Source organism: Pseudonocardia sp. HH130629-09 (assembly GCF_001294645.1).
Lineage (GTDB): Bacteria > Actinomycetota > Actinomycetes > Mycobacteriales > Pseudonocardiaceae > Pseudonocardia.
Genome location: NZ_CP011868.1, coordinates 475,039 through 501,151 on the forward strand (window position 1 = coordinate 475,039; position 26,113 = coordinate 501,151).

Sequence of the window (26,113 nt, forward strand, 5' to 3'; positions counted from 1 at the left end):
GTTGAGGATCTACCTCCCCGCAACCTGGCCGATGCTGGCCCGCGCCGTGAAGACCGGGAACTTCGAGCCGCTCGGCGGCACCGCGTTCGCGCTCACCCCGAAGCTGCGCGAGTCCTACACCGCGGGTGACGACGAGGAGCTCGAGTACGCCGCGATGAACGAGGCGGCGCGGGCGTCGCTGCGGCTGCTCGCGGTCGAGTTCGGCCTGGGCGAGAACGACACCCCCGCCCGCCGGGTCGTGGTGTCCGCCGACACCGACGACGTCACCCTGCGCCCCGACCTCGACGACGGCGCGGTCCGGGTGACCGGCCCGGTGCCGCTGTCGAAGATCGCCGCCGTGCACGTCGACCTGCCGGTGGCCGAGCACGCCGTCCGGGAGGCGGCCGGTGCGGTCGACAAGGCCGACCTGGGCGACATGGATGCCGAGTTCCTCGTCGGCGAGGCCGAGGACCACGAGCTCGCCTGGTACGACGGCACCGAGCTGCCGTTCCTGGTCGAGCTGGGCTGAGCCCCGACGGGCCCTCAGCCCGCTCCGGCCCCCGGCGCGGGGTCGTGGAACACCGGGTCGCGGCCCTCCAGCCGCGCGGCGACGGCCTCGCGCTGGTTCGGGCTCGCGATCAGCGCACCGATCTCGGCCTGCTCGGCGGCGAGCTGCTCGGCGGGCGGACGGGGTGTCGCGAGCAGCCGCTTCGCCGCGCGGACCGCGTGCGGGTTGCGGGCGGCGATCTCCCGTGCGGTCGCCAGCGCGGCGGCCCGCGGGTCCTCGGCGGTGCGGGTCGCGAGCCCCAGCGCGACGGCCTCGGTGCCGGACACCGTACGCCCGGTGAAGGTCAGGTCGCGGGCGACGTCGCGCCCGACCAGCTGCGGCAGCAACAGCGTGCCGCCCATGTCGGGCACCAGGCCCCAGACGATCTCCAGCACCGACAGCGTCGCGGTGGGGGCGACGATCCGCAGGTCCGCGCCGAGCGCGATCTGCAGTCCGCCGCCCAGCGCGTGCCCCTGCACGGCGGCGATCACCGGAACGTCCAGCTCGGTCCATGCGTACGCGGCGCGCTGCCCGGTCGCGCGGGCCGGGGAGCCGTCGCGCGGCGGGGGCAGCTCGGCGGTGGCGGAGAGCCGTTCGCCGGCGCGCATCGCGCGGAACATGTCGCGGTCCAGGCCCGCGCAGAAGTCCGGCCCCTGCGCCGACAGCACCACGACGCGGACGTCCGCGCGGTCGCGCAGCGCGTCCGCGGCGTGCACGATCGCGGTGAACTGGGCGACGTCGAGGGCGTTGCGGCGCTCCGGCCGGGTGAACCGCACCTCGGCGACGCCGTCGTCCACGGCGGTCCGGACCCGCTCGCTCATGCACCGCACCGTAGCCCGGATCGGAGGCCGCCACGGCCTCCGTCGCGCCGCAACGGCACGCGGAGGGCCGGGGGCCCGCGTCCCCGCGTTCGGCCGCCGGGAGCCCTCAGCCGACGGGCGGCTCGATGGTGATCGGGACGCCCCAGCCGTCGTAGCGGACGAGGACGTCGAGCGCCGCGCCGTCGGGGAGCTGCTGGCGGACCCGGCTGCGCAGCGGCCTGCGTTCGGCGTCGACCCAGATCTCCGAGCTCAGCCGGGTCAGCCCGGCCCGCTGCTGGGCCTGCAGCGACGCCCGGCGCGCCGGGTCGGTCTCGGTCGCCACGGCTCGCACCAGGTCGACGACCAGCGTGTAGTGCACGGCCGGGGTGCCGTCGACGGCGTCGTCGGCGGCGTCGGCGACGAGCACCGCGTCCGGGTAGCGGGCCACCGCCCCCAGCGGGTCGACCCCGGCGGCGACGTTCGCGGCGAGCGTCGCGTGCGCCATCTGCTCCGGTGGCAGCGGGACCCGCCCGGCCTCGCCCCAGCCGCCGTCGCCGGGGCGCAGCCAGGTGCGGCCGCCGATCCGGATGATCTCAGTGCTCCGGGCGACCGTGCTGGACGGCCCCGAACGCAGCAGCAGCCGCACGGCGGGGGCGTCCCCGGCCTCGTCGACCCGAAGGGCGCCGTCGCCGGTCACCGGGACGGTCGTGCCGTCGTGGGTCAGGGTGCCCGCCACCGACAGCGTCGAGCCGCCGTCGAGCCGGGTGCGGGCCCGGACGTCGGCGACCAGTGGGGCCGGGTCGTAGTACTTCGGCAGCGCCGCGGGCGCGACCGCGGGCGGCGGGGTGGCGCCCGACGAGCCGGGCCACGAGCACCCGGACAGCCCGGGTACCAGCACCGCCCCGCACAGCAGCAGCGTCATCGCGCGCCGTCCCGGCACTACCCGCTCCCCGGCCGTCGTCGTGATCGTCGGAACTGTCAGGACCGACAGGACCTTCAGAACCTGTCGCTCGCCAGCGCCACCAGCACGCGGCGCAACGCGTCGAGTCTGCCTCCTCCGAGTGCGCCGGAGGCGACCAGGTCGTCCAGTGCACACTCCGGGTCGGCGGGCGGCCCGAGGTGCCCGCAGCCGCGCGGGCAGCCCTCGATCGCCTCGGCGAGGTCGCCGAACGCGGCGACGACGTCGTCCGCGCTGACGTGCGCGAGCCCGAACGACCGGACCCCCGGGGTGTCGACGACCCAGCCGTCGGCGTGCGGGAACGCCAGGGCCGCGGTGGTCGTGTGCCGCCCCTTGCCGACGCCCGACACCCGCCCGATGGCCTGGGTCGCGGCCGGGACGATCGCGTTGACCAGCGTGGACTTGCCGACCCCGGAGTGCCCGACGAGCGCGCACAGCCGCCCGGACAGCTCCGCGCGCAGCGCGTCCAGCCCGCTCGGCGGCCCGGACTCCGAACGTCCGGTCACCAGCACCGGCACACCGAGCTCGCGGTACTGCGCGGCGAACGGCTCCGGGTCGGCGAGGTCGGACTTGGTCAGGCACAGCACCGGCTGCAGCCCGCCGGCGAACGCCGCGACCAGGCAGCGGTCGACGAACCCGCTGCGCGGCACCGGGTCGGCGACGGCGGTGACCACGATCAGCCGCTGCGCGTTCGCGACGACGATCCGCTCGTAGGGGTCGGTGTCGTCGGCGGTGCGGCGCAGCACGGTCTCGCGCTCGGCGACCCGCACGATCCGCGCGAGGGTGTCCGGCTCGCCGGACAGGTCCCCGACGAGGTCCACCCGGTCCCCGACGACGACCGGCGTCCGGCCCAGCTCGCGGGCCCGCATGGCGACGACCTGGGGGAGGCTCGGGTCGGCGTCGACCGCGCAGGTCCAGCGGCCCCGGTCGACGGCGGTGACCATCGCGCGGGTCGCGTCGGCGTGCGCGGGGCGGCGCTTGCTGCGCGGACGGCTGCCGCGTCGTCCGGGGCGGACGCGGACGTCGGACTCGTCGAGCCTGCTGATGTCGCGGGGCACGTCAGTTCCCGACCAGCGCCGCCCACCGGCCGGGGAAGTCCGGGATGGTCTTGTCGGTGCTGGCGACGTCGTCGATCTCGACGCCCGGCACGACCAGACCGATGATCGCGCCCGCGGTCGCCATCCGGTGGTCGGCGTAGGCGCCCCAGGGCCGGTCGGCGCGCCCGGTCAGCGGCTTCGGTTCGATGACCAGCCCGTCGTCGGTCTCGGTGACGGCGCCGCCGAGCGCGGTGATCTCGGTGGCGAGCGCGGCGAGCCGGTCCGTCTCGTGCCCGCGCAGGTGCCCGATCCCGCGCAGCCGCGAGGTGCCCGAGGCGAGCGCGGCGATCGCCGCGACGGTGGGTGCGAGCTCGCCCGCGTCGTGCAGGTCGACGTCGACGCCGCTGAGCCGGTCCGGGCCGGTCACGGTCAGCCCCTCGGCGGTGTGCGACACGGTCCCGCCGAACTGCTCCAGCACCGGCAGCACGTCGACGCCGGGCTGGGTGGTCTCGGCGGGCCAGCCGCGCACGGTGACACGCCCGCCGGTCACGACGGCCGCGGCGAGGAACACCGCGGCGTTCGACAGGTCCGGCTCGACCGTCCAGTCCCGCCCCGCGACCGGGCCGGGCTCGACCCGCCAGCTGTTCGGCTCGCCGTCGTCGACGACCACCCCGGCGGTGCGGAGCATCTCCACCGTCATCGCGATGTGCGGGAGCGAGGGCAGCGGCTTCCCGTCGTGGCGGACGGTCACCCCGCGCTCGAACAGCGCCCCGGACAGCAGCAGCCCGGACACGAACTGCGACGACGCCGACGCGTCGATCGTGACCTCGCCACCCCGGACCGGGCCCCCGTCCAGGACGAACGGCAGCGCGTCGGCGGCGCCGTCGAAGGACACGGTGGCGCCGAGGTCGCGCAGGGCGCCCAGCACGGTGCCCATCGGCCGCTCCCTCGCCCGCGGGTCGCCGTCGAAGCGGACCGCGCCCGACGCCGTCGCCGCGGCCGGCGGGACGAACCGCATGACCGTCCCGGCCAGCCCGCAGTCGACCTCCGCCGGGAACGCCGCCGTGCCGCCGCGCAGCCCGCCGTGCGCGCCGATCCGCACCGTGTCGCCCTCGGTGACGACTGGGACGCCCAGCGCGGTGAGCGCGCCGGTCATCAGCGCGGTGTCGCGGGTGGGCGGCGCACCGTCGACCCGGACCCCGCCGCCGGACAGGCCGGCGAGCAGCAGCGCACGGTTGGTCACCGACTTCGACCCGGGGACGGTGACGGTGCCGGTCACCGGCGACCCGGGCGTGGGGGTGGTCCAGTAGCTCACACCCCCATCCTTCCCCACATGGGAGCATGGGGCGCATGTGCGGCCGTTACGCCTCCACCAAGGCCCCCGCGGACCTGGCCGACGAGTTCCACGCCGTCGACGCGACGCAGGAGTCCTCGCAGCGTCCGGACTACAACGTGGCGCCGACCAAGGACATCACCGTGGTGGTCGAACGCCACCCCCGCGACGAGAGCGGCGAACCCGACCGGGACACCACCGAGCGGTCGCTGCGGACCGTCCGCTGGGGCCTGGTGCCGTTCTGGGCGAAGGACCCGTCGGCTGGTGCGCGGATGGTGAACGCCCGGTCGGAGACGATCACCGAGAAGCCCGCGTTCCGCCGTGCGGCCGCGTCGCGGCGCTGCCTGTTCCCGATGGACGGCTGGTACGAGTGGCAGCGCCACGACGCCGTCCCGAAGAGCCAGGGCGGGACCGGCAAGCCGACCAAGCAGCCGTACTTCACCCACTACGCCGATGACGCCACGATGGCGATGGCCGGCCTGTGGGAGTACTGGCGTCCCAGCGGCGGCGAGCTCGCCGAGAAGTACCCGGACGGCCTGGTCACCGCCTGCGTGCTCACCACCGAGGCGGTCGGCCCGCTCGCCCAGGTCCACGACCGGATGCCGCTCGTGCTGCGCCCCGACGACTGGTCGGACTGGCTCGACCCGGACCGCGACACCGGCGACGACCGGGTCACCCGGCTGCTCGTCCCGCCGACCCCCGAGCTGGTGTCCACCCTCGAGATCCGGCCGGTGTCGCCGCAGGTCAACAACGTCCGCAACAACGCTCCCGAGCTGCTCGACCGGATCTCCGACGACCGGGTGACCGAGCCGATCCAGCTCGACCTGCTGTCGTGACCGGGGCGCGCGAGGTCGACACCCCGCGCGGACCGGCCCGGGTCACCCTGCACCGGGCGGAGCAACCGCGCGGCCTGCTGCTGCTCGGGCACGGCGCCGGCGGCGGTGTCGACGCCCCCGACCTGGTCACCGCGACCGCGGCGGCCACCGCCGCCGGGTTCGACGTCGGCCTGGTCGAGCAGCCCTACCGGGTCGCGGGCCGGCGGGCCCCCGCCCCGGCCGGGCACCTCGACGAAGCGTGGCTCGCCGTCGTCGCGGCGGTGCGGCCCGGCCACGACGGGCCGCTGGTCGTCGGCGGCCGCAGCTCCGGTGCGCGCGTCGCCTGCCGCACGGCGACGACGGCCGGTGCCGCCGCGGTGCTGTGCCTGGCCTTCCCGCTGCACCCGCCCGGCCGTCCGGAGCGGACCCGGGCCCCGGAGCTCGACGGGGCCGGGGTGCCGGTGCTCGTGGTGCAGGGCCGCAGCGACCGGTTCGGCGTCCCGGCCGACGGGCCCGACCGGCGGGTGGTGCTGCTCGACGGCGACCACGGTCTGAAGGAACAGCACGACCGGCTGCGCGAGGTCGTCGCCGGATGGGCGGCGGAGCAGCTCGACCGGTAGAAGAGGTTTGCCGACCCTTATGTGCCCGGTATGTTCCCTCCGTATCGAACCGACTGGACCGAACAGGCCCGGGTCACCGCTGCCGCGGTGCAGCGCACCGGCGAGATGGAGGAGCTGCTCGACAGGTGGCGGCTGCGCGCCGAGCAGGTGGGCAGGGAGGTCGGCGCGCCCGGCCGGACGGCGTCGATCGTGCGGTTCCAGCCGGACTCGTTCCGGCTCTACGGGCCGAGGAGCTTCTCCGGGTCCGTGTTGACCGCGGTGGGCCTCGACCTGGGCGAGCGGGCCTGGAACGAGTACTCGATGCTGCAGGTCGGACCGGAGATGGCCTCGGAGATCGACGGCGACGTCGTGTTCTTCACCGACCGGGCCGGTGACCCGTCGGCCGGTGCCCGGGGTGCGGTGAGCAGGCTGTGGGGCACCGCCGCCGTCCGCGCCGGCCGGGTGCACGAGGTCGAGGACGAGACCTGGATGGTGGGGATCGGAGTGCTCGGCGCCGACCGGATCGTCGACGACGTGCGGCAGCGTCTGGCCCCGGGCCCGCCGTCCTAGCGGGCCCCGGCCAGCAGCGCGGCGAGCTCGGCCGCGGGGCTTGGCGACCCCAGGTGCCAGCCCTGGCCGATGTCGCATCCCAGGTCGTGCAGCCTGCGGGCCTGCCAGCCGGTCTCGACCGACTCCGCGACGACGGTCAGCCCGAGGGTGTGCGCCAGCTCGATCATCGCCGACAGGATGACCGGGCTGTCCACGTCCGACGGTGCCGCCCCGTCGTCCGGGACCTCACCCGGGCAGGGGCCGCTCTGCCCGGTCACGAACGACCCGGCCAGCTTGAGCACGTCCACCGGCAGCCGGTGCAGGTAGACCAGGTTCGAGTAGCCGGTGCCGAAGTCGTCGATGGCGATCCGCACCCCGAGCCGCGACAGCTCCTCCAACGCCTGCACCGGGCGCCCGGCGGCGGACATGAGGTCGCTCTCGGTCAGCTCCAGCTGCAGCGACGAGGCGGGCCACCCGGTCCGCTCCAGCACGTCGGCGATGCGGAGGACGGCGTCGGGCCTGCGCAGCTGCTGGCCCGCCACGTTCACGCTGAGCACCAGCCCCGCGTCGGCGCCTGAGTCCACCCAGGACCGGGCGTCGGTGCAGGCCTGCTCCAGCAGGTGCAGCCCCAGCGGGACGATCAGGCCGGTCTGCTCGGCCAGCGGGATGAACACGTCCGGGCCGAGCCGCTCGCCGTCGGCGGTGCGCCAGCGGGCCAGCGCCTCCACCCCGACGACGGCGCCGTCGTCGAGCGCGACCAGCGGCTGGTACTCCAGGTGGAACTCGCCGCGCTCCAGCGCGCCCGGCATCCGGCCGGCCAGCTCGAACAGGTGCACGTCGTTGGCGTGCCGGGCCGGGTCGAAGACCGCGATGCGGTCCCGGCCGTCGCGCTTGGCCCAGTACATGGTGGTGTCCGCGGCCTGCATGAGCTCGGCGGCGCCCGCGGCACCGGTGACGTCCTCGCCGGTGGCGGTGCCCGCGGCGTCGCGGAACGGGCGGGCGACGATCCCGATGCTGGCCGACACCACAACCTCCCGGCCGCGCACGTGCACCGGCCGCCGGACGACCGCCAGCGCCCGGTCGGCGACCTCGGCCAGCTGCTCGACGCCGGTGCACTGCTCCACGAGCACCACGAACTCGTCGCCGCCCATCCGGGCGACGGTGTGCCCTGCCGGGCGGAGCTCGGCGTCGAGGCGGTGCGCGACGGTGCGCAGCAGCTGGTCGCCCGCGTCGTGGCCGAGGGTGTCGTTGACGGCCTTGAAGCCGTCGAGGTCGAGATAGCAGACCCCGACCGGGGCGGGGGAGCCGTACGGTCCGGCGAGCGCGGTCTCGAGCCGGGTGAAGAACAGCGAGCGGTTCGGCAGCCCGGTGAGCGGGTCGTGCTCGGCCTGGTGACGCAGCCGTGACTGCAGACGACGGCGCTCGGTGAAGTCGGAGACCATCGCGACGAGGTAGCGGGGCTCGCCGTCGGGGGAGCGGACCAGCGAGACGGTCAGCTCGGTCCACACCTGGTCGCCGTCGACCCGGAAGTAGGCCTTCTCCATCCGGACGTGCCCGATCCGCCCGGCGAGCATGGACTCGATCTGCGGCCACATCTCGGGGGTGTCCTCGGGATGGATGAACTCGAACACCGAGCGGCCCACGAGCCCGCCGGGCCGGTGGCCGAGCATCTGGGTCAGCGTGCGGTTGGCCTCCAGGATCCGGCCCTCGGTGTCGGCGACGCTGATGCCGATCACGGAGCTCTCGAACACCACGCCGTAGCGCGCCTCGGAGCGCCAGCGGGCGTCCTCGGCGGCGGCGCGTGCGGCGAACGCGGCCGAGCTGATCCGCTCCTGCTCCAGCCGGGTGCGGTCGCGCAGCATCCGGGCGTACCCCGTCGACAGCGCCCCGACCGCCCTGCTCCAGCGGCGGAACCGCTCCGGGTCGAGCGTGTGCTCGGCGAAGTGCTCGGACAGCACGTCGATCGAGCAGCGCAGGGCGGCCGGGTCGGTGAGGTGCGCGGCGACCAGCTCGGCGCCGACCTCCTCGGCCATCGTCTCCTCGGCCCGCCCCTCGACGACGGCGGTGAACCACCAGGCCGCACCGGACAGCACCGCGTGCAGGTCGGCGCGGGCGGCGGAGACGAAGCTGCGGGCCTCGATCGCGGCGACCCAGGCGTCGGCCAGCGCCGACGGCCCCGGGCCCCCGTCGTCGGGCAGGACGGGGACGGGTTTCGCCATGACGGCTCTCCCTCCCACTGTCAGTCGCCGGGCGGCCCGGTGTGACGGGCGACGGCGGCCAGGCCGGGGTAGCGCTGCGCCTCGGGGCCCACCGGGGTCTCCGGACGCCAGAGCGGGATCCGCACGACTCCGGGTTCCACCAGCTCCAGGCCGGCCAACAGCGCCGTGAGCTCCTCGTTGTCGCGCATCCGCATCCGCATCCGCATCCGGTTCGGGGACGCGTCCCTGTTGTAGAGGTTCTGGGCCTGGCTCGCACCGGAGAGGCCCCCCTCGTCACTCGCGTGGCTGACGACCACGTGGCTGCCGGGGGCGGTCGCGGCGGCGGCGTAGGCGGCGATGATCCCGGCCGGGTCGGCCTCGTCCGGGACGAAGTGCAGCACCGAGACGAGCAGCACCGCCACCGGCTGCGTCAGGTCGAGGTGGCTGCGCGTCAGGGGGTCGTCGAGGACCCGTCGCGGGTCGGTCAGGTCGGCGGCGAGCACGGCCGTCGACGGGTCGTCGTCGAGCAGCGCACGGCTGTGCGCGACGGCGATCGGGTCGTTGTCGACGTAGAGCACCCGGGCGTCGTCGCAGGCGGTCGCCGCGACCTCGTGCACGTTGCCGACGGTCGGGATGCCCGAGCCGAGGTCGAGGAACTGGCGGATCCCCTGCGCGCACATGTGGTGCACTGCCCGGCGCAGGAACGCCCGGTTGGCCTGCGCGACGGCCGCCATCTCGGGCAGCGCGTCGAGCACCCGGTCGGCGAAGGCACGGTCGACCTCGAAGTTGTGCGACCCGCCCAGGTAGTAGTCGTAGACCCGGGCGACGCTCGGGCTGGTCATGTCCACCTCGTCGGGCGCCCATTCCGGTCGGTCCACGCGTGCTCCCCGTTGCTCGTCTCGACGGTGCCGACGGCGGTCCGGGGCCGTCGGTGACCGACCCTACTGGCGCGGAGCCCGGATCGGACCAGTCCGTGTGACCCCCTGCGGTCAGCCGGTCGCGATCGGCGCGACGACGGCGCCGGTGAGTGCCACCAGGTCCGCCGAGGCGAGCTCGATCTCCAGGCCGCGCCTGCCCCCGGAGCAGAACACCGTCGGGTGCTCCTGCGCGGAGACGTCGAGGACCGTCGGCAGCCGTCGACGCTGGCCCAGCGGGGAGATGCCGCCCGCGACGTAGCCGGTGGCCCGCTCGGCGTCGGCGACGTCGGCCATGACGGCCTTCTTCCCGCCCGCGGCGGCGGCCAGTGCCTTGAGGTCCAGCTGGGCCGACACCGGCACGATCCCGACCGTCATGGTCCCGTCGACGAGCGCGACGAGGGTCTTGAACACCCGTCGCGGGTCCTGCCCCATGACGGCGGCGGCCTCCGCGCCGTAGTCCGCGCCGTCGTGGTGGGTGTCGGTGTGCAGCTCGTGCGCCACCCCACGCTTGCTCAGCAGTGCCGTCGCCGGGGTGCCCCTGCCCGCCATCGTCGGTGTCCTCCCGTCCTCGTCCCCGGGGCCCGACCCGGGGGTGACGGAGAACCTATGGGAATGCGGTCCGGCGCCGCACCGTTGTTCCGGGGGTGACGACATCAGTGATGGAGAGGCCCGGGGCCGCGCCGCCGGACGGCCGCGAGCGGCCGGGGCGCGTACCCTCCGACGCGTCCGTCGTGCCGGTGACCCGCACCGGCGCGCGACTCGTGTCACTGGAGAGGGAACCTTTGTCAGTACAGCCGGATGAGCCGGACCAGCCGGAGACGGGTGCGGCAGGGACCGATCCCGCGGAGCTCGCGGCCATGGTCGGTGTGGCCGACGAGGACGGCAACCGCGCGCCCGAGGACGAGAGCGTCTCCGACCGCACGGCCCGCTTCGAGCGCGACGCGATGCCGCTGCTCGACCAGCTCTACGGTGCGGCGCTGCGCATGACCCGGAACCCGGCCGACGCCGAGGACCTGGTGCAGGAGACGTTCCTGAAGGCGTACTCGGCGTTCGGGTCGTTCCGCCGCGGCACCAACCTCAAGGCGTGGCTGTACCGGATCCTGACCAACACCTACATCAACGGGTACCGGAAGCGGCAGCGTCAGCCCCTGCAGTCGCCGACCGACGAGATCACCGACTACCAGCTGGCCAAGGCCGGTGAGCACAGCTCGACCGGTCTGCGCTCGGCCGAGGTGGAGGCGCTCGACGCGCTGCCCGACAGCGACGTCAAGGAGGCCCTGCAGGGCCTTCCGGAGGACTTCCGCATGGCGGTCTACCTCGCCGACGTCGAGGGGTTCGCCTACAAGGAGATCGCCGAGATCATGGGCACCCCGATCGGCACCGTGATGTCGCGGCTGCACCGCGGCCGGCGCCAGCTGCGCGACATGCTGACCGACGTCGCCCGTGAGCGCGGCTTCGTCCGCGACGGGGGCGCCGGCGCGACCGGGGACCGGGAGGTGACGGCATCGTGAGCGCCGCCGAGGGCTCGGGCGCACCGCTCGAGCGCAACCCCATGATCCAGGACCCGCCCGCGAACACCGGGTGCAGCGAGGTGCTGGCGGAGGTGTGGCTGTTCCTCGACCACGAGTGCGACCAGGAGCGGCGACGCCTGCTCCAGCAGCACCTGGACGAGTGCGGGCCCTGCCTGGCCGAGTACGGCATCGACGAGAAGCTGAAGGCGCTGCTGGCCCGCAAGTGCGGCGGTGAGGCGGCCCCGGCCGGGCTCAAGGACCGGCTGCGGTCCCAGATCCGCTCCGCGGTGCTCGAGCAGGCCCAGGTGACCGTGGAGAGCGGTCCGGAGGGCACCAGCGTCTCCGTGTCGCACCAGCGCACCGAGTACCGCAGCGGCTGACCGGCCACACACGCGAGAGGGCGGGCACTCCCACCGGGGTGCCCGCCCTCTCGCGTCGGCGTCGCCGAAGCTCAGCAGTTCGGCTTCTTGCCGTGGTTGGCGCCCTTCTTGGCGCGGTCACGGCGCTTGCGTGCAAGCTTGGACATCTCGACCCTCCTTCCCGTCCGGGTCACGGTTCCGCGGCGGTGCCGCGGGAGCTTGGTACGGGCGATTCTCGCATGTGATGGGATGGGCGATCGTGACCACGCTGAGCGAGCTGCTCGCCGAGCACACGACGATGGACGGCGAGACCGCCGATCACCTCCAGCGCGTGGTCGGTGAGTGGCAGTTGTTGGCCGACATGTCCTTCGCCGACTTCCTGCTGTGGGTGCCGCTGGACGACCTCCACGCGGGGACCGGCGGTGCCTCCCGGGCGGCGACCGCGCAGTTCCTGTGCGTAGCCCAGGCCCGGCCCACCACCGCGCCGACCGCCCACCCGGACGACGTCGTCGGACGCCGGGCGGTGCCGGTGGAGGTCGGCCAGCTGCGCCGGGCGGTGCTGGAGGGCCGGATCTGCCGCGACGACGACCCGCGCTGGCACCTGGAGGTGCCGGTGCGGCGGGAGACCATCCCGGTGCGGTTCAAGGGCCGCACGGTGGCGGTGCTGTCCCGCGACACCAACCTGTCCACCCCGCGCGTCCCGAGCCCGCTGGAGATCGCCTACCTCGGCAGCGCCTCGGACCTGTGCCAGATGATCGTGGACGGGACGTTCCCGCCGCAGTCGGGTCCGCCCGGCTCGGCCGAGGGCAGCCCGCGTGCGGGGGACGGCCTGGTCCGCCTCGACGTGCACGGCAACGTGGCCTACGCCAGCCCGAACGCGCTGTCGGCGTACCACCGCATGGGCCACGCCAGCGACGTCGCCGGGGCCGACCTCGCGACGGTCACCAAGGCGCTGGTGCTGGACCCGTTCGACGCGAAGGACGTCGCGGGCCGGATCAACGAGGCACTCGACGGCGTCCCGTCCACCCGGATGGAGATCAAGGGCCGTCGGGCGACGATGCTCGTGCGCGCACTGCCGCTGCGCCCCCGCGGCGACGCGGCGGGCGCGCTGGTGCTGGTCCGGGACGTGACCGACCTGCGCCGCCGGGACGCGGCGTTGATGAGCAAGGACGCCACCATCCGCGAGATCCACCACCGGGTGAAGAACAACCTGCAGACGGTCGCGGCGCTGCTGCGGATGCAGGCCCGGCGCAGCGAACACCCGGAGGCCGGTCGCGCGCTGGAGGAGTCGGTCCGCCGGGTCACCTCCATCGCGCACGTGCACGAGGCCCTGGCCTACTCCGTCGCCGAGGTCGTCGAGCTCGACGAGCTGCTGCCGAAGGTGCTGCCCGCCATCCGCGACGGCGCGACGACCGAGTCCCGTGCCCGGGTACGCGTCGACCCCGGTTTCGGGGCGCTGCCCGCGGCGAAGGCGACCCCGCTGGTGCTGGTCCTGGCCGAGCTGACGCACAACGCCCTGGCGCACGCCTACGACCCCGGTACGGCGGGGGAGGTGGTCGTCAGCCCGGTGCGCTCGGCGAGCCGGCTGGAGGTGTCGGTGGCCGACGACGGTCACGGGATGCCGGCCGACTTCGACTTCGAGAAGTCCAAGGGGCTGGGGCTGCAGATCGTGCGGACCCTGCTGACCTCCGAGCTGGAGGCGACGATCGAGGTGCGGGCCCGGGAGGGCGGCGGCACGGTGGCCCTTGTCCGGGTACCGCTCGGCGGCTCCTGAGGACAGGGGATAGGAGGGCGGCGGGGCAACGGTTCCGCCGCCCGTCGTCCCCGGGCGGTCGCTGCGGTGCGGCGGGCGACCGATCCCGGTCACTCCCGGTGACCCGGGGCGTGGGAGAGGGCCCGGAGGGCACCGGATACGCTCGTCCCGTGACCGTTGATCCCGGTGCCGTGGTCGCGCCGGTACCGTGGTCGACCTTCACACCGGGGTGGCAGATCACCCCGAACGCACCTCGGGCCCGTGGCCGGTGGCGTCCGGCTACGGGCCCGAGGTCGGGGAGCTACTTCCTCTACTTCTCGGAGCTACTGCCCGAGGCGTGCGAAGCGACTGTTCCCGGGACAGCTGTTCCTGCCGTGGTCCGGGCGAGTGCCCGGAGGCGGCTTCCTACGCGGTGCGAGCGCGCGGACGGGTGCTGCGCCGCTTCAGGGCGCGCCGCTCGTCCTCGCTCATGCCGCCCCAGACACCCGCGTCCTGACCGGACTCGAGGGCCCACTGCAGGCACGACTCGGTGACCGGGCAACGCCGGCACACGCTCTTGGCCTCCGCGATCTGCATCAGGGCGGGGCCGCTGGTGCCGACCGGGAAGAACAGCTCCGGGTCCTCGTCGCGGCAGATCGCGTCGTGACGCCAGTCCATGATCACTTTCTCCTCTGGTGCGCGATCGGGGTCGCGCCGATCGTCTGTGCGCTGATGTTACGTGCATGTTTCGCAGCTTGTGAATACTTTCACGAGCCACCACGGTCCTCAATGGGGAACTGCTCGCGGGATACGTGAGCGCCCTCATAGGGAACGCACGCAGACAGACCTGTGCCCGGGACTTCGAGCCGCCCTGGGCCGGTTCCACGATCCAGTGTCCCTGCCCCACGCGGAATCGGCCACCCGAAAACGGTGTCGACCCGGACACCCTCCGAGTGAGGGGCCCGGCCCGGTGGGACGGAACCTCCACGAGCGGCGCTGCTCGTGGCCTCGCTTGCGTAGGACCACCTTGGATCACGGGTTTGGCCTGGTGTAAGCCCCAACGGGACCGACGGTCCGCTCACATCGGTGAATGGCGGGGTAGCTCACTCCAGCGTGTGAAAGCGCCCGCACGATGAGCGACGAACCGTCCGTCTCACACGACGACGCGTAACGCTCCGGGCACGCTCAGGAATTCCACGTCGGTGCGCATTCCGAGGTGGTCGCCGTCGAGCTGGAGCGCGAGGGGCTGTTCCGAGGTGATCCGCACCCGGCCGACCGCGTCGTGCCGGACGATGTGCCGCCCGTGCGGGTCGCCGTCGGCGGCCAGGATCTGACGCAGGGTCGAGGCGATCGTCCGCGGGCTCAGCCCGGTGAGGGCGAACAGCCCCAGCCCGCTGCCGAACGACGAGCGGGGGTTGGTCCGCACCGCGCGGCCGGACAGGAAGGTCCACGGGTCGGTGTTCGAGACGAACGCCAGCCGCACCCCGGTCAGCGGCGCCGCGTCGGGCAGCTCCACCGTCATCGACGGCGGCCGGCGCAGCTGCGCGAGGTACTGGGCGATCGCGGTCAGCGCGTAGCGGCCGGGGCTGGCCTCGTGGCCCTGCGCGCGGGCGCGCTCCACCGCGGCCACGACCTCGGCGTCCCAGCCCATGCCGGCGTTGAAGGTGAACCAGCGGTCGTCGGCCCAGCCCAGGCCGACCAGCCGTCGTCGCCGCCGGGCCACCGCGGTGAGCACGTGCCCGGTCGCCTCGACCGGGTCGCGCGGCATGTCCAGGGCGCGGGCGAACACGTTCGCCGAGCCGCCGGGGACCACCGCGAGCATCGCCGTGGCGTCCGGGTCCGGCCGCGGGGCGCCGCTGCCCGAGCCGGTCTGCGCGGCCAGGAGCCCGTTGACGACCTCGTTGACCGTGCCGTCGCCCCCGAGCGCCACGACGAGCTCGACGCCGTCCGCCACGGCCGCCGCGGTCGCCTCCGCCGCGTGGCCCCGGTAGCGGGTCTGCAGGACGTCGAGCTTCAGCTCGCTGGCCAGGGCCTTGGTCAGCACGTCCCGGCCGGCGGCGGTGGTGGACGTGGCCTGAGGGTTGACCACGAGCAGCGCGCGCACGGGCCGACTGTATCGACCGTGCACCGGGCGGTCCGTCGGCCGCCCGGCGGTGGCCGTCACGGCGGGCGGCCTATCCTCGCGAGGTGGCCGATGACCGTGACGCCCGCCCCGCGACGCGGGAGCGACCGCCGGAGAACGTGCGGGTGGCGGGGGTGCTCGTCGCGGCGCAGGGGCTCGTCGGCGCCGTCCTCGCGGTCGTGCTCGGCGTGCGCGCGCTGGAGGCCGGTGGCGCCCGTCTCTACTACGGGCTCGCCGAGGCCGGGATCTTCGTGCTCATGGCGGCCGCCGTGGCCGGTGTCGGCTACGGGCTGGTCCGCGGGGTGCACGGCTGCCGCACCCCGGCGATCGTCGTGCAGCTCCTGCTGTTCCCGGTCATCTACTACGCGCTGGGTCCCAGCCGGCAGCTGGTGTGGGGCATCGTCTGCGGCCTGTTCGTGCTGTTCACGTTCCTGATGCTGATCAGCGAGCAGTCCCGCCGCTGGTCGATGGGCGACGAGTACCCCGAGGACTAGCGTCCGGCCCGCCCGGCCAGCGCGACGAGCGGGTCGCCGGTGAGCCGGTAGGTGGTCCATCCCTCGTTCGGCACCGCGCCGACGGAGCGGTAGAAGCCGATGGCCGGGGTGTTCCAGTCCAGCACGTTCCACTCCAGGCGCTTCCAGCCGCGCCGGGCCACCTCGGCGGCCAGCTCGGCGAGCAGGGCCGCGCCGTGCCCGCCGCCGCGGGCGGCGGGGGTCACGTAGAGGTCCTCCAGGTGGATCCCGGCGACGCCCTCCCAGGTGGAGAAGGTCCGGAACCAGATGGCCGTGCCGACGACCGCGCCGTCGTCGCCGGTGGCGACGAGTGCCCCGGCCGACGGGTCGGGGCCGAACAGCGCGGCGTGCAGCTGCTCCTCGGTCAGCCCGCACTCGTCCGCGGCCTTCTCGTAGTCGGCCAGCTCGTGCACGAGCCGGACCATCACCGGCACGTCGTCGGGGGTGGCCGTCCGGACGCTCACTGGTCCTCCGCTGGGGTGGGGCGCTGGTTGACGTGGTCGAGGCGGGGGATACCGCGCTCGAACCCCAGCACGCTGACCCCGGCCGGGTCCATGCGGAAGTGCACCCCGCCACTCGCGGGCAACCCGATCCAGCGCGCCGTCAGCACCCGCGAGAAGTGGCCGTGCCCCACGAGCACGACGTCGCCGTCGCCGAGCAGGGCGCGTGCGTCGGCGAGCACGGCGTCGGCGCGGGCCGCGACGTCGTCGGGGGTCTCACCGCCGGGCCACGGTCCGTCCCAGATCGTCCAGCCCGGCAGGGACTCGCGGATCTGCGGCGTGGTCCGGCCCTCGTTGTCGCCGTAGTCCCACTCGACGAGCCGGTCGTCGACCGCATCCACCCGCAGCCCGGCGAGCTCGGCGGTGTCCCGTGCGCGCGAGCGCGGGGAAGAGAGGACCCGGGCGGGCGGGGCGTCGTGGCGGACCAGGGCCAGCGCGGTGCGCACCCGGCGGGCGGCGACCCGGCCCTGGTCGGTCAGCGGGACGTCGGTGCGGCCGGTGTGCTTGCCGGTGCGCGACCACTCGGTCTCGCCGTGGCGCAGCAGGAGGATCCGTCCCTCGGGATCGGCGTCGGTGCTCACGTGCGGCGACGCTAGTCGCGGACGCTGCGGGACGCTCGCGGTGATCACGTCACCCGGTCGGGTCGGATCGGTCCCCGACCGGGGAGTCCGCCGGGCGCGCCGTACCCGCAGGGTGGCCGGTTCGGCTGAGATCCGTGGCGGACCACGAGCCGAGGAGCGTCATGTCGTCGCAGTTCTCCCACCGCCCCGCGCGGTGGCGCATCGCCGGGATCGCGGCCGCGGCCGGACTCGCGGTCACCGTCGCGCTGACCGCGCCCGCCGCCGCGGGCACCGCCGTGGCCGCGCCGTCCGCCCCGGCGGTGCAGTCGGGCGCGATCGGCCCTGGCGTGCAGATCGCCACCCCGGTCACCGGCGGGGCCGAGCTGTGCACCGCCAACTTCCTCTACACCCCGGCCGCCGCGCAGGACGGACACCGGGACGGCGCCGAGCACCAGGCAGCGCCCGCCGGGGCGCTCTACCTGGGCGCGGCCGCGCACTGCATGGCGGGCGAGGACGCGATGTCCTCGGTGGACGGCTGCAGCGAGCCGGTCATGCCGGAGGGCATCGAGGTCGGCATCCGCGGCCGCGACGGCAGGAACTACACCGGACGGGTCGCCTACAACTCCTGGGCGGTCATGCAGGACCGCGGGGAGACCGACCCGCAGCTGTGCCTCTACAACGACCTGTCGCTGATCCGCCTGGACCCGGCGGCCGTCGCCGTCGCCGACCCCACGGTCCCCGGCTTCGGCGGCCCGACCGGGCTCGACACCGACGGCACCGAACAGGGGGAGAAGGTCTACAGCTACCAGCCCAACCAGCTCGTGGCGACGCCGTACAAGCAGGGGCTGAGCCTCGGGCAGCCGGAGGGGCCGCGCGCCCATGTCGTCTCCACCACGCCGCCGGGGGTCCCGGGCGACTCGGGCTCGGGCTACCTCGACGCGCGCGGCCGTGCGTTCGGGCTGCTGTCGAGCCTGATGCTGCCGACCAACACCAACGGGGTTACCGACATCGCCCGCGCGCTGGCCTACGCCGAGCGCTACGGCGACGTCGGCGCGCTGGAGGTCGTCCCCGGGCGGGTCCCGTTCACCCCGGGCGTGCTGCCGCTGACCGAGCTGCCCACCGGCCCGTCGCTGCCCGCGCTCCCGCTGCCCGACCTCACCCCGGCCCCACTGCGCTGACCCGCTGCGCCGACCCGGTGCACCGCCGGGGACCGGCGCCGGACGCCCGTCGGTGTGCGGGTGGCCACTCCGGACGTGCCGGGTGGCCGGTTCCCGGCGCGCGCCCGGTTAGACTCGCCGCCAGATCTGACAGCTCGTCCCGGCGCGGCGCCCCTATCCCGGCGTGGCGGGCGGGATGGCCGTCCGGCACCGCGAGCAGGTCGACGTCAACCCGCGCCGCCCGGTGCGACGGCAGGCGCGTCCGTGCGCCCCTCTCGTACCGCACCACCCGTGGAGTTCTCCCATGACGCTCGCCCAGGACCCGACCACGCGCTCCGCCCCCGACCGGCACGAGGTGTTCGGCGCGCACGAGGGCGGCAAGCTCGCCACCGGCCTGACCGCGCCGCTGGCCGACGAGCGCGACCTGTCCATCGCCTACACCCCCGGCGTCGCCGACGTCTGCCGCGCCATCGCCGACGACGCCTCGCTGGCCGCCCGCTACACCTGGGCGCACCGGCTGGTCGCCGTCGTCAGCGACGGCACCGCGGTGCTCGGCCTCGGTGACATCGGGCCGCGCGCGTCGCTGCCGGTGATGGAGGGCAAGTCGGCGCTGTTCAAGTCCTTCGCCGGGCTCGACTCGATCCCGCTGGTCCTCGACACCACCGACGTCGACGAGATCGTGGAGACCCTGGTGCGGCTGCGGCCGACCTTCGGTGCGGTCAACCTCGAGGACATCGCCGCGCCGCGCTGCTTCGAGCTGGAGCGCCGCCTGGTCGAGGCGCTGGACTGCCCGGTCATGCACGACGACCAGCACGGCACCGCCGTCGTGCTGCTCGCCGCCGTCGACGGCGCCTGCCGGGTGCAGGACCGCTCGCTGTCGGACCTGCGCATCGTGATCTCGGGGGCCGGTGCTGCCGGCATCGCCTGCGCCCGCATCCTGCTGACTGCGGGCGCCTCGGACGTCGTCCTGCTGGACTCGCGCGGGGTCGTCGACGCCGGACGTGGCGGGGAGAAGGCCGCCCTGGCCGCCGTCACCAACCCGCGCGGGGTCACCGGCGGGGTCGCCGAGGCACTGGCCGGTGCGGACGTGTTCGTCGGGCTCTCCAGCGCCACGCTGCCCGAGGAGCTGCTGGCCACGATGGCCCCGGAGGGCATGGTCTTCGCGCTGTCCAACCCCGATCCCGAGGTGCACCCGGAGATCGCGGCCCGGCACGCCGCGGTCGTCGCGACCGGCCGAAGCGACTTCCCGAACCAGATCAACAACGTGCTGGCCTTCCCGGGGATCTTCCGCGGGGCCCTCGACGCGCACGCCCGCCGCATCACCGACGACATGAAGATCGCGGCCGCGCGGGCCATCGCCGACGTCGTGGCCGACGAGCTGTCCCCGCAGAAGATCGTGCCCGGTCCGTTCGACCCGCGGGTGGCCCCGGCCGTCGCCGCGGCGGTGGCCCGCGCCGCGGCGACGCCCGTCTGACCGACGGCCGTCGGGCGGCCATAACCCCGGTTACGAAACGTGTGCAATCGGGGTCTGCGCCGAACGGCACGGCGCGCTGTGAGCGGTCGACCACGCACGGTCGGATCGGTTGCCACCGCTCGCCGAGTGCGCCACACCCTTCACCCTCCGACGACTACCTGTCACCACCCGTGAGTGACGGGCGGAGTAGCGAGATTGAGCCGAACGGCCTCATCACTCGCTGTATCGGGTGGCTCGATCGGTCTACCCGCCCGGATCGCCCGGAACGGTGGCTCGTTGTTCCCGACGGAGCTGCCGAACGGAACGGAGGCGGGCGTGTCGGAGCAGGAGCCGCGGACGGGACACCGTCCGGGTGCATCGGTCGGAGAACCGGCCGGTGGACGCGCGGAGCAGGCACCGGGTGTCCGCCGGGACCGGGATCGTGACCCCGGCCTGGCCGGCGACCTCGCCCGGGCCTTCGCCGGTCCCGGCGGCACCCCGGCGGGTCGCACCCGGCCCGGTCCCGACGACGAGCAGCTCCTCGCCCCGGCGGAGGCCCTGAACGCCGCGGCCGCGCCGGACGCCGAGATCTCCGGCGCGGGCGTCGGGGAGCCGCCGTTCGGCATGGCCCGGCGGCTGCCCGGTGCACCGCGCCCGCCCGGTCCGGTCCAGTCGGACACCGCCGCGGGCCCCGGTCCGGGGACCGTCGGGTCCACGGGCGCCGACCACTCCGCGGTGCAGCTCCCGCCCTCGCCCGCGCTGGTCTGCGACGCCGGGGGCGTCGTCGTCCACACCAACGCCGCGCTCCGTCGCCTCGCCGGGTCCGCCGACCCGACCGGCATGCGGCTCCCGCAGCTGCTCGTCGGCCCGGACTCCGACGCCCGCCTGGTCCGCGCCGACCGTCGGCTGGCCCGGGTCAAGGTCGTCCGCTGGAACCAGCCCGGCGACCGCACCGTCGTGCTGCTCACCCCGTTCCCCGACGCCGCGCCCGCGCCGTCGGACGAGGCACCCGCGCTCGACCTCGAGCGCGCCACCCGCTCCGGCACCTGGACCTTCGACCTGCAGGCCGGGACGCTGACCCGCAGCGAGGGGCTCGTCGAGCTCTACCGCGCGCTGGGCGTGCGCCCCGACGGCCCGGACGGCCCCATCGAGGGCGAGCAGGTCGAGCGGGTCTGCCGGATGCTGCGCCGCGGCCCGGAGGCCGCGCCGGAGCCCACCACCGCGCACAGCTCCGAGATCCGCCCCGAGGGCGGCGCGGTGCTGTCGTGCCGCACCCGGATCGACCGCACGCCCGGCGGCGCACCGCTGCGCCTGATCGGGACCGTGCAGGACATCTCCGACCGGCGCCGCGCCGAGTCCCGCGCGCAGCGTTCCGGGCAGCGGTTCGCCGACCTCGTCGCCGCGATCACCACCGGCGTCGCGATGCTCGACGGGCGTGGCCGGATCGTCGACGCCAACCCGGCGCTGTGCCAGCTGCTCGACGCCGATCTGGAGACCCTGCGCGGGGTCCCGGCACGCAGCCTGTCCGCCGAGCCCGGGTCCGACCGCCGCGGGGGGCTGCCGGACTGGCTGCGCGACCCGTCGCACCCCGAGCCGACCTACCGGATCGAGTGGCTGCCGCTGCTGCGGGCCGACGGCACCCGGGTCGACTGCGAGGTCGTGGTCAACGCCGCCCCCTCCGACGACGGCCGCCCGTTCTGGCTGCTCGTCGTCACCGACGTGGGGGAGCGCCGCCGCGCCGCCGACGTGCTGCGCGAGGCCGACACCGTCGACCCGCTGACCCGGCTGCCCAACCGGGCCGGGCTGCTGGAGCTCGCCGACCGGCTGCTGGCCGGTACGGACGCCGACCGGGTCGCCGTCGTCTGCGGTGACGTCGACGACTTCTCCCGCGTCAACACCGGCCTCGGCCACGACGCCGGTGACCTGCTGCTCATCGAGCTGGCGGGGCGGCTGCAGCGCGAGCTGCCGTACCACTGCACGGCCGGGCGGCTGTCGGCCGACGAGTTCGCGGTGGTCTGCGCCGACGTCGACGAGGTCGGCGGACCGCAGGCGCTCGCCGCCGTCGTCGCCGAGCTGCTGCGTGGGGAGGTCACCGTGGCCGGGAGGCCGATCACGCTGACCGCCTCGGTCGGCGTCGCCGGGCGGGACGCCGCGCTGACCGGCCCGCACGCCGACGCCCGCGGCCCCCGCGGCGACGACCTGCTGCGCTCGGCCGAGGTCGCGGTGCGCGAGGCCAAGCAGCGCGGACGCGGCACGGTCGCCGTCGCCGACCGCGGCGCCGTCGCGCCGGCACGCCGCCAGCTGGAGCTGGAGGCCGAGCTGCGCGCCGCGATCGAGGGCGACGCGCTGCGCCTGGAGTACCAGCCGGTCGTCGCGCCGGACGGCACCGTGCTGTCCGCCGAGGCGCTGCTGCGCTGGTCGCACCCGGTGCACGGGGAGGTCTCGCCCGGCGAGTTCCTGCCGGTCGCCCAGCGCGGCGGCCTGCAGCGCGAGCTGGACCTGTGGGTGCTGCGCTCCGCCGTCACCGAGGCCGCGACCTGGCCCCGGACCGGTCAGGCCGTCGCCGTCGCGGTGAACCTGGCCGGGTTGCTGCCCGCCGACCCGTCGTTCCTGGCCGACGTCACCGCGATCGTCGAGGGTGCCGGGCTGCCGTGGAACCAGCTGGTGCTCGAGCTCGTCGAGACCAGCCTGGTCGCGCTGCCGCGCCCCGCGCTCGACGCGATGAGCGAGCTCGTGCACCGCGGTGTCCGCTTCGCCGTCGACGACTTCGGCACCGGCTACTCGTCGCTGGCCCGGCTCAAGGAGCTCCCGGCGCAGACGGTCAAGGTCGACCGGGCCTTCGTCACCGGGGTCGGCACCGACCCGGCCGACTTCGCGCTCGCCCGCGCCGTCGTCGAGGTCGCCCGCGCGATGGGTCGCAAGACCGTCGCCGAGGGCGTCGAGACCGCCGAGCAGTTCCACGTGCTGCGCGGGCTCGGTGTGGACGCGTTCCAGGGCTGGCTGTTCGCCCGCTCGCTGCGCCCTGCCGACCTGCACCGCGTGCTGCGCGGCGGCGGCCTGCCGACCCCGGCGACGAGTGCCACCCCGCCCGAGGGGACCCCGAACCTCTGGTGAGCCGGTCGCGCCCGCCCACCGCGGGCGCGACCGCCGTCGTCACCGCACGAACGCGCTCTGCCCGGTGATCGCCTTCCCGACGATCAGCGTGTTCATCTCCCGGGTGCCCTCGAAGGAGAACATCGCCTCGGCGTCGGCGAAGTACTTCGCGATCCGGTTCTCCAGCACCACCCCGTTGCCGCCGACGAGCTGGCGGCCCATCGCCACGGTCTCGCGCATCCGGGTCGCGCAGAACTCCTTCACCAGCGACGAGTGCGCGTCCGAGCCCCGGCCCTGGTCGAGCAGCTGGGCGTTGCGCACCGCCATCCCCAGCGAGGCGCTCACGTTGCCGAGCATCCGCACCAGCAGGTCCTGCATCAGCTGGAACCCGCCGATCGGGCGGCCGAACTGCTCGCGCTGCGCGGCGTAGGACAGCGCCAGCTCGTAGGCGGCCATCTGCACCCCGACCGCGCCCCAGGCGGCGTTGGCCCGGGTGCGCTGCAGGACCAGCCCGGCGTCGCGGAACGTGCCCGAGCCGCCGGAGAGCCGATGCGACTCCGGCACCCGGACCTGGTCGAGCAGGATGTCGGCGTTCTGCACGATCCGCAGCGACTGCTTGCCCTCGATCTTCGTGATCGTCATGCCGTCGGACGGCGACGGCACGACGAAGCCGCACACCGCACCGTCGGCGTCCGGGTCGGTGTCCCGGGCCCACACGATGATCAGGTCGGCGAAGGTGGCGTTGCCGATCCAGCGCTTCTCGCCGTCGAGGACCCACTCCGCGTCGGGCCCGGACCCGTCCCGGGTGACGGTGGTCTCCATGCCACCGGCCACGTCGGACCCGCCGTGCGGCTCGGTCAGCCCGAACGCGCCGATGGAGTCCATCCGGGCCATCGCGGGCAGCCAGCGCCGGCGCTGCTCGGGGGTGCCGCCGGCGTGGATCGAGCCCATCGCGAGGCCGGTGTGGACGCCGTAGAAGCTGTTGACCGACGGGTCGACCCGTGAGATCTCCGCATGCAGGAACCCGAGGAACAGCCGCGACGCAGGAGGATCGGCGTAACCGGCCCCGCCAGGTCCAGCCCGGCGAAGCCCTTCACCAGCTGCATCGGGAACTCGGCACGGTCCCACGCGTCCAGCACGACCGGGGCGACCTCGGCCCGCAGGAACTCCCGCACCCGGCGCAGGTCGGCGCGCTCGGCGTCGGTGAGCAGGTCGGCGTAGTGGAACCAGTCCGCGACGTGCGGGTGGTCCGGGTCGAGGTCCAGCTCGGGTCGCGGCAGACGCGTGGGCTCCTTCGGCATGGCCCCACTGTTGCGCCGCGGCGCACCGGCCGCACGGCAGGACGGGCCGGCCCGGGCGCCTATCGGAGCGCACGCAGCAGCGCGGCACCGGATCCGGGGTCCCCGACCGGGCTGAGCACGACGTGGTCGGCGCCCGCGGCCCGGTGCTCGGCCATCCGCGCGACGATGTCGTCGCGGTCGCCGCGGGCGGCGACGGCGTCGAGCAGCCGGTCGGCGCGGGTGTCGATCTCGGCGTCGGTGAACCCCATCCCGCGGACGGCGGCGCGGTAGCCGGGCACGTCGAGGAGGAACCCGGCCAGCTCGCGCAGACCCGTCCGGTCGGTCCCGAGCACGGTCGGCAGCATCACCGCGAGCAGCCGGCCCGTACCGACCGCCGCCCGCGCCCGGGCGGTGTGCTCCGGGGTGACCAGCAGCGTCACCGCCCCGGCGCAGCGGGTACGGGCGAGGTCGAGCTTGCGTGGTCCGAGCGCGGCCAGCAGCCGCTGCGACGCGGGCAGCCCGAGTGCGTCGAGCTCGTCGAGGTGACGGTGCAGTGCGTCCAGTGCCCCCGGCTGCTGGGGCGCCCCCAATCCGGTGAGGTAGCGCCCGGGATGACGGCGGGCCGCGTCGGCGTGCACCGCGGCGACGGCCGACGCCGGGTACACCCCGGTCGGGACGATGCCGGGCACCACGACGGCGTCCCGGGTGCCGTCGAGCAGCGCGGTCAGCCGGTCGAGCCGGTCGATCGCGCCCCCGGCGAGCCACAGGGTGCGGGCACCGGCGTCCTCCAGGGCCGCGGCATCGGCGGGAGCGGGTCCGGTGGCGATACCGACCGGGCCCAGGGCGGTGGTCGGGGTCATGTCCGCAGCGTCGGTGCTGAACCGGGCTGCAGGTCAAGCGCGACGGGGTGTCGTGACCTGCGGCCGACCGCTCGCCCGTCGCGCACGACCGGGTTAGTGTGCTGCGACCAAGCGGGGAGCAGGGGTCCCGCGCGACGGCAGGGGGAACCGCCGATGATCGAGTTCCGGGGCGTCACGAAGCGCTTCCCGGACGGGACGGTCGCGGTCGACGAGCTCGACCTCGTGGCCGAGCAGGGGCGGATCACGGTCTTCGTGGGCCCGTCCGGCTGCGGCAAGACGACCTCCCTCCGCATGATCAACAGGATGATCGAGCCGACCTCGGGCGAGCTGCGCGTCGACGGGCGCGACGTGCTGTCCGCCGACCCCGCCGAGCTGCGCCGGGGCATCGGCTACGTCATCCAGCAGGCCGGGTTGTTCCCGCACCGCACCATCGTCGACAACATCGCGACCGTGCCGATGCTCGTCGGGAGCAGCAAGAAGGCCGCGCGGGACCGGGCGATGGAGCTGATGGAGATCGTCGGCCTGGACACCGCAATGGCCAGGCGCTACCCGGCGCAGCTGTCCGGTGGCCAGCAGCAGCGGGTCGGCGTGGCCCGTGCGCTCGCCGCCGACCCACCCGTGCTGCTGATGGACGAGCCGTTCTCCGCGGTGGACCCGATCGTCCGGGAGAGCCTGCAGGAGGAGCTGCTGCGCCTGCAGTCCGAGCTCGGCAAGACCATCGTGTTCGTCACCCACGACATCGACGAGGCCATCAAGCTCGGCGACAAGGTCGCGGTGTTCCGGGTCGGCGGCACGCTGGCCCAGTACGACGAGCCGGGCGTGCTGCTGTCCCGCCCGGTCGACGGCTTCGTCGACAACTTCGTCGGCCGCGACCGCGGATACCGGGGCCTGGGCTTCCTCTCCTCGGACACCATCCCCCTCGGGTCGCTGCCGATGCTCTCGGTCGGCGACCCCCTCCCCGACGACGGCTGGGCGGTCGTCGTCGACGAGTCAGCCCGGCCGCTGGGCTGGGTGGAGGCCGGTGCGGGACGGGTGACCGAGGAGGCCATCGTCCCGGGCGGGTCGCTCTACGCCGTCGAGTCCGGCTCGCTGCGCGGCGCGCTCGACGCGGCGCTGTCCTCACCGTCCGGGCAGGGCGTCGCCGTCGACGCCGACGGCCGCGTCGCCGGCTCGGTCACCGCCGACTCGGTGCTCGAGGCGCTGCCCGCGGCCCGCGACTCGCACAACGCCGCCTGAGGCCGC

General features: G+C 74.8%; 25 protein-coding genes and 1 pseudogene. 12 read left to right on the forward strand and 14 right to left on the reverse strand.

What is annotated here, in order from left to right; all coding sequences use genetic code 11:
* Position 1: 1 nt before the first annotated feature.
* On the forward strand, positions 2–508 hold the full coding sequence (locus XF36_RS02280) for a DUF6912 family protein (protein ID WP_060710690.1): 507 nt from the start codon (positions 2–4) through the stop codon (positions 506–508).
* A 14-nt stretch (positions 509–522) separates the two neighbouring features.
* Here XF36_RS02280 and XF36_RS02285 read toward each other — a convergent pair whose 3' ends face one another.
* The 4 genes from XF36_RS02285 to aroA all read right to left on the reverse strand — a co-directional run bounded on the left by XF36_RS02285 (position 523) and on the right by aroA (position 4,636).
* On the reverse strand, positions 523–1,347 hold the full coding sequence (locus XF36_RS02285) for a crotonase/enoyl-CoA hydratase family protein (RefSeq protein ID WP_060710691.1): 825 nt from the start codon (positions 1,345–1,347) through the stop codon (positions 523–525).
* Positions 1,348–1,453: 106 nt separating this feature from the next.
* Positions 1,454–2,248: a hypothetical protein gene (locus XF36_RS02290; protein ID WP_060710692.1), complete on the reverse strand. Its 795-nt coding sequence runs from the start codon at positions 2,246–2,248 to the stop codon at positions 1,454–1,456.
* Between the two features lie 74 nt (positions 2,249–2,322).
* Entirely contained in the window at positions 2,323–3,342 is a 1,020-nt protein-coding gene (gene rsgA / locus XF36_RS02295; RefSeq protein ID WP_060710693.1) for a ribosome small subunit-dependent GTPase A, read from the reverse strand.
* Position 3,343: 1 nt separating this feature from the next.
* A complete protein-coding gene (gene aroA / locus XF36_RS02300) occupies positions 3,344–4,636 on the reverse strand; it encodes a 3-phosphoshikimate 1-carboxyvinyltransferase (RefSeq protein ID WP_060710694.1) in 1,293 nt (430 codons plus the stop codon).
* A gap of 35 nt (positions 4,637–4,671) precedes the next feature.
* On the opposite strand from aroA, the gene XF36_RS02305 reads away from it, so the two are divergent.
* The 3 genes from XF36_RS02305 to XF36_RS02315 are packed head-to-tail and all read left to right on the forward strand — an operon-like array spanning position 4,672 to position 6,638.
* Positions 4,672–5,490 (forward strand): SOS response-associated peptidase, encoded by an 819-nt coding sequence (locus XF36_RS02305; RefSeq protein ID WP_060710695.1) that lies wholly within the window; start codon positions 4,672–4,674, stop codon positions 5,488–5,490.
* Positions 5,487–6,089, forward strand: coding sequence for an alpha/beta family hydrolase (locus tag XF36_RS02310; protein ID WP_060710696.1), 603 nt, complete (start codon positions 5,487–5,489; stop codon positions 6,087–6,089). The genes XF36_RS02305 and XF36_RS02310 overlap by 4 nt, the downstream gene beginning before the upstream one ends.
* 30 nt (positions 6,090–6,119) lie before the next feature.
* Positions 6,120–6,638, forward strand: a complete 519-nt coding sequence (locus tag XF36_RS02315) for a hypothetical protein (RefSeq protein ID WP_060710697.1) — start codon at positions 6,120–6,122, stop codon at positions 6,636–6,638.
* Here XF36_RS02315 and XF36_RS02320 read toward each other — a convergent pair.
* The 3 genes from XF36_RS02320 to ybaK form a co-directional block, all read right to left on the reverse strand.
* Positions 6,635–8,836, reverse strand: coding sequence for a putative bifunctional diguanylate cyclase/phosphodiesterase (locus tag XF36_RS02320; protein WP_060710698.1), 2,202 nt, complete (start codon positions 8,834–8,836; stop codon positions 6,635–6,637). The two genes, XF36_RS02315 and XF36_RS02320, sit on opposite strands and share 4 nt — an antisense overlap.
* A 20-nt stretch (positions 8,837–8,856) precedes the next feature.
* A complete protein-coding gene (locus XF36_RS02325; RefSeq protein ID WP_238589077.1) occupies positions 8,857–9,657 on the reverse strand; it encodes an SAM-dependent methyltransferase in 801 nt (266 codons plus the stop codon).
* A 147-nt stretch (positions 9,658–9,804) separates the two neighbouring features.
* The gene (gene ybaK / locus XF36_RS02330) at positions 9,805–10,281 is read right to left on the reverse strand and encodes a Cys-tRNA(Pro) deacylase (RefSeq protein ID WP_060710700.1); all 477 of its coding nucleotides are present in this window, start codon (positions 10,279–10,281) and stop codon (positions 9,805–9,807) included.
* Between the two features lie 308 nt (positions 10,282–10,589).
* Between ybaK and XF36_RS02335 the strand changes: the two genes are divergently transcribed.
* Entirely contained in the window at positions 10,590–11,243 is a 654-nt protein-coding gene (locus tag XF36_RS02335; protein ID WP_060710701.1) for a sigma-70 family RNA polymerase sigma factor, read from the forward strand.
* Positions 11,244–11,284: 41 nt separating this feature from the next.
* Complete coding sequence (rsrA, locus tag XF36_RS02340; protein ID WP_043277336.1) at positions 11,285–11,623, forward strand: mycothiol system anti-sigma-R factor; 339 nt, start codon at positions 11,285–11,287, stop codon at positions 11,621–11,623.
* Between the two features lie 71 nt (positions 11,624–11,694).
* Here rsrA and XF36_RS35415 read toward each other — a convergent pair whose 3' ends face one another.
* Positions 11,695–11,769, reverse strand: coding sequence for a 50S ribosomal protein bL37 (locus XF36_RS35415; protein ID WP_414706227.1), 75 nt, complete (start codon positions 11,767–11,769; stop codon positions 11,695–11,697).
* 92 nt (positions 11,770–11,861) lie between these two features.
* On the opposite strand from XF36_RS35415, the gene XF36_RS02345 reads away from it, so the two are divergent.
* A complete protein-coding gene (locus XF36_RS02345; RefSeq protein ID WP_060714353.1) occupies positions 11,862–13,376 on the forward strand; it encodes a sensor histidine kinase in 1,515 nt (504 codons plus the stop codon).
* A gap of 384 nt (positions 13,377–13,760) precedes the next feature.
* Here the strand turns inward: XF36_RS02345 and XF36_RS02350 are convergent, their stop codons facing one another.
* Together XF36_RS02350 and XF36_RS02355 are read right to left on the reverse strand one after the other, a co-directional pair.
* Positions 13,761–14,012 carry a WhiB family transcriptional regulator gene (locus XF36_RS02350; protein WP_043277332.1) on the reverse strand — a complete coding sequence of 84 codons (252 nt, stop codon included), beginning with the start codon at positions 14,010–14,012 and terminating at the stop codon, positions 13,761–13,763.
* A 475-nt stretch (positions 14,013–14,487) separates the two neighbouring features.
* Positions 14,488–15,438 (reverse strand): diacylglycerol/lipid kinase family protein, encoded by a 951-nt coding sequence (locus XF36_RS02355; protein ID WP_060710702.1) that lies wholly within the window; start codon positions 15,436–15,438, stop codon positions 14,488–14,490.
* Between the two features lie 83 nt (positions 15,439–15,521).
* Here XF36_RS02355 and XF36_RS02360 point away from each other — a divergent pair, with 83 nt between their 5' ends.
* A complete protein-coding gene (locus XF36_RS02360) occupies positions 15,522–15,950 on the forward strand; it encodes a hypothetical protein (protein WP_060710703.1) in 429 nt (142 codons plus the stop codon).
* Here XF36_RS02360 and XF36_RS02365 read toward each other — a convergent pair.
* Both XF36_RS02365 and XF36_RS02370 read right to left on the reverse strand, forming a co-directional pair.
* Positions 15,947–16,432: a GNAT family N-acetyltransferase gene (locus XF36_RS02365; protein WP_020623032.1), complete on the reverse strand. Its 486-nt coding sequence runs from the start codon at positions 16,430–16,432 to the stop codon at positions 15,947–15,949. The genes XF36_RS02360 and XF36_RS02365 overlap by 4 nt on opposite strands.
* On the reverse strand, positions 16,429–17,049 hold the full coding sequence (locus XF36_RS02370) for a histidine phosphatase family protein (protein WP_060710704.1): 621 nt from the start codon (positions 17,047–17,049) through the stop codon (positions 16,429–16,431). The genes XF36_RS02365 and XF36_RS02370 overlap by 4 nt, the downstream gene beginning before the upstream one ends.
* Before the next feature lie 161 nt (positions 17,050–17,210).
* Here XF36_RS02370 and XF36_RS32880 point away from each other — a divergent pair, with 161 nt between their 5' ends.
* The 3 genes from XF36_RS32880 to XF36_RS02385 all read left to right on the forward strand — a co-directional run bounded on the left by XF36_RS32880 (position 17,211) and on the right by XF36_RS02385 (position 22,752).
* Entirely contained in the window at positions 17,211–18,206 is a 996-nt protein-coding gene (locus XF36_RS32880) for a hypothetical protein (protein WP_060710705.1), read from the forward strand.
* Between the two features lie 283 nt (positions 18,207–18,489).
* Positions 18,490–19,659: an NAD(P)-dependent malic enzyme gene (locus XF36_RS02380; RefSeq protein WP_060710706.1), complete on the forward strand. Its 1,170-nt coding sequence runs from the start codon at positions 18,490–18,492 to the stop codon at positions 19,657–19,659.
* A 315-nt stretch (positions 19,660–19,974) separates the two neighbouring features.
* Positions 19,975–22,752, forward strand: coding sequence for a putative bifunctional diguanylate cyclase/phosphodiesterase (locus tag XF36_RS02385; RefSeq protein WP_060710707.1), 2,778 nt, complete (start codon positions 19,975–19,977; stop codon positions 22,750–22,752).
* Between the two features lie 39 nt (positions 22,753–22,791).
* Here the strand turns inward: XF36_RS02385 and XF36_RS02390 are convergent.
* Positions 22,792–24,032, reverse strand: a pseudogene (locus XF36_RS02390) (acyl-CoA dehydrogenase family protein).
* Between the two features lie 59 nt (positions 24,033–24,091).
* Positions 24,092–24,871, reverse strand: a complete 780-nt coding sequence (locus XF36_RS32095) for a hypothetical protein (protein ID WP_060710708.1) — start codon at positions 24,869–24,871, stop codon at positions 24,092–24,094.
* Positions 24,872–25,024: 153 nt separating this feature from the next.
* On the opposite strand from XF36_RS32095, the gene XF36_RS02400 reads away from it, so the two are divergent.
* The gene (locus XF36_RS02400; RefSeq protein WP_060710709.1) at positions 25,025–26,107 is read left to right on the forward strand and encodes an ABC transporter ATP-binding protein; all 1,083 of its coding nucleotides are present in this window, start codon (positions 25,025–25,027) and stop codon (positions 26,105–26,107) included.
* The last annotated feature ends 6 nt before the right edge of the window (positions 26,108–26,113 follow it).

Bases quoted from the DNA above. Each gene is read 5' to 3' on its own strand.
- XF36_RS02285 (WP_060710691.1), bottom strand. From the start codon at position 1,347: ATGAGCGAGCGGGTCCGGACCGCCGTGGACGACGGCGTCGCCGAGGTG.
- XF36_RS02290 (WP_060710692.1), bottom strand. From the start codon at position 2,248: ATGACGCTGCTGCTGTGCGGGGCGGTGCTGGTACCCGGGCTGTCCGGG.
- XF36_RS02305 (WP_060710695.1), top strand. From the start codon at position 4,672: ATGTGCGGCCGTTACGCCTCCACCAAGGCCCCCGCGGACCTGGCCGAC.
- XF36_RS02315 (WP_060710697.1), top strand. From the start codon at position 6,120: ATGTTCCCTCCGTATCGAACCGACTGGACCGAACAGGCCCGGGTCACC.
- XF36_RS02320 (WP_060710698.1), bottom strand. From the start codon at position 8,836: ATGGCGAAACCCGTCCCCGTCCTGCCCGACGACGGGGGCCCGGGGCCG.
- XF36_RS02325 (WP_238589077.1), bottom strand. From the start codon at position 9,657: ATGACCAGCCCGAGCGTCGCCCGGGTCTACGACTACTACCTGGGCGGG.
- ybaK (WP_060710700.1), bottom strand. From the start codon at position 10,281: ATGGCGGGCAGGGGCACCCCGGCGACGGCACTGCTGAGCAAGCGTGGG.
- XF36_RS02335 (WP_060710701.1), top strand. From the start codon at position 10,590: ATGGTCGGTGTGGCCGACGAGGACGGCAACCGCGCGCCCGAGGACGAG.
- rsrA (WP_043277336.1), top strand. From the start codon at position 11,285: ATGATCCAGGACCCGCCCGCGAACACCGGGTGCAGCGAGGTGCTGGCG.
- XF36_RS02350 (WP_043277332.1), bottom strand. From the start codon at position 14,012: ATGGACTGGCGTCACGACGCGATCTGCCGCGACGAGGACCCGGAGCTG.
- XF36_RS32880 (WP_060710705.1), top strand. From the start codon at position 17,211: ATGTCGTCGCAGTTCTCCCACCGCCCCGCGCGGTGGCGCATCGCCGGG.
- XF36_RS02380 (WP_060710706.1), top strand. From the start codon at position 18,490: ATGACGCTCGCCCAGGACCCGACCACGCGCTCCGCCCCCGACCGGCAC.
- XF36_RS32095 (WP_060710708.1), bottom strand. From the start codon at position 24,871: ATGACCCCGACCACCGCCCTGGGCCCGGTCGGTATCGCCACCGGACCC.
- XF36_RS02400 (WP_060710709.1), top strand. From the start codon at position 25,025: ATGATCGAGTTCCGGGGCGTCACGAAGCGCTTCCCGGACGGGACGGTC.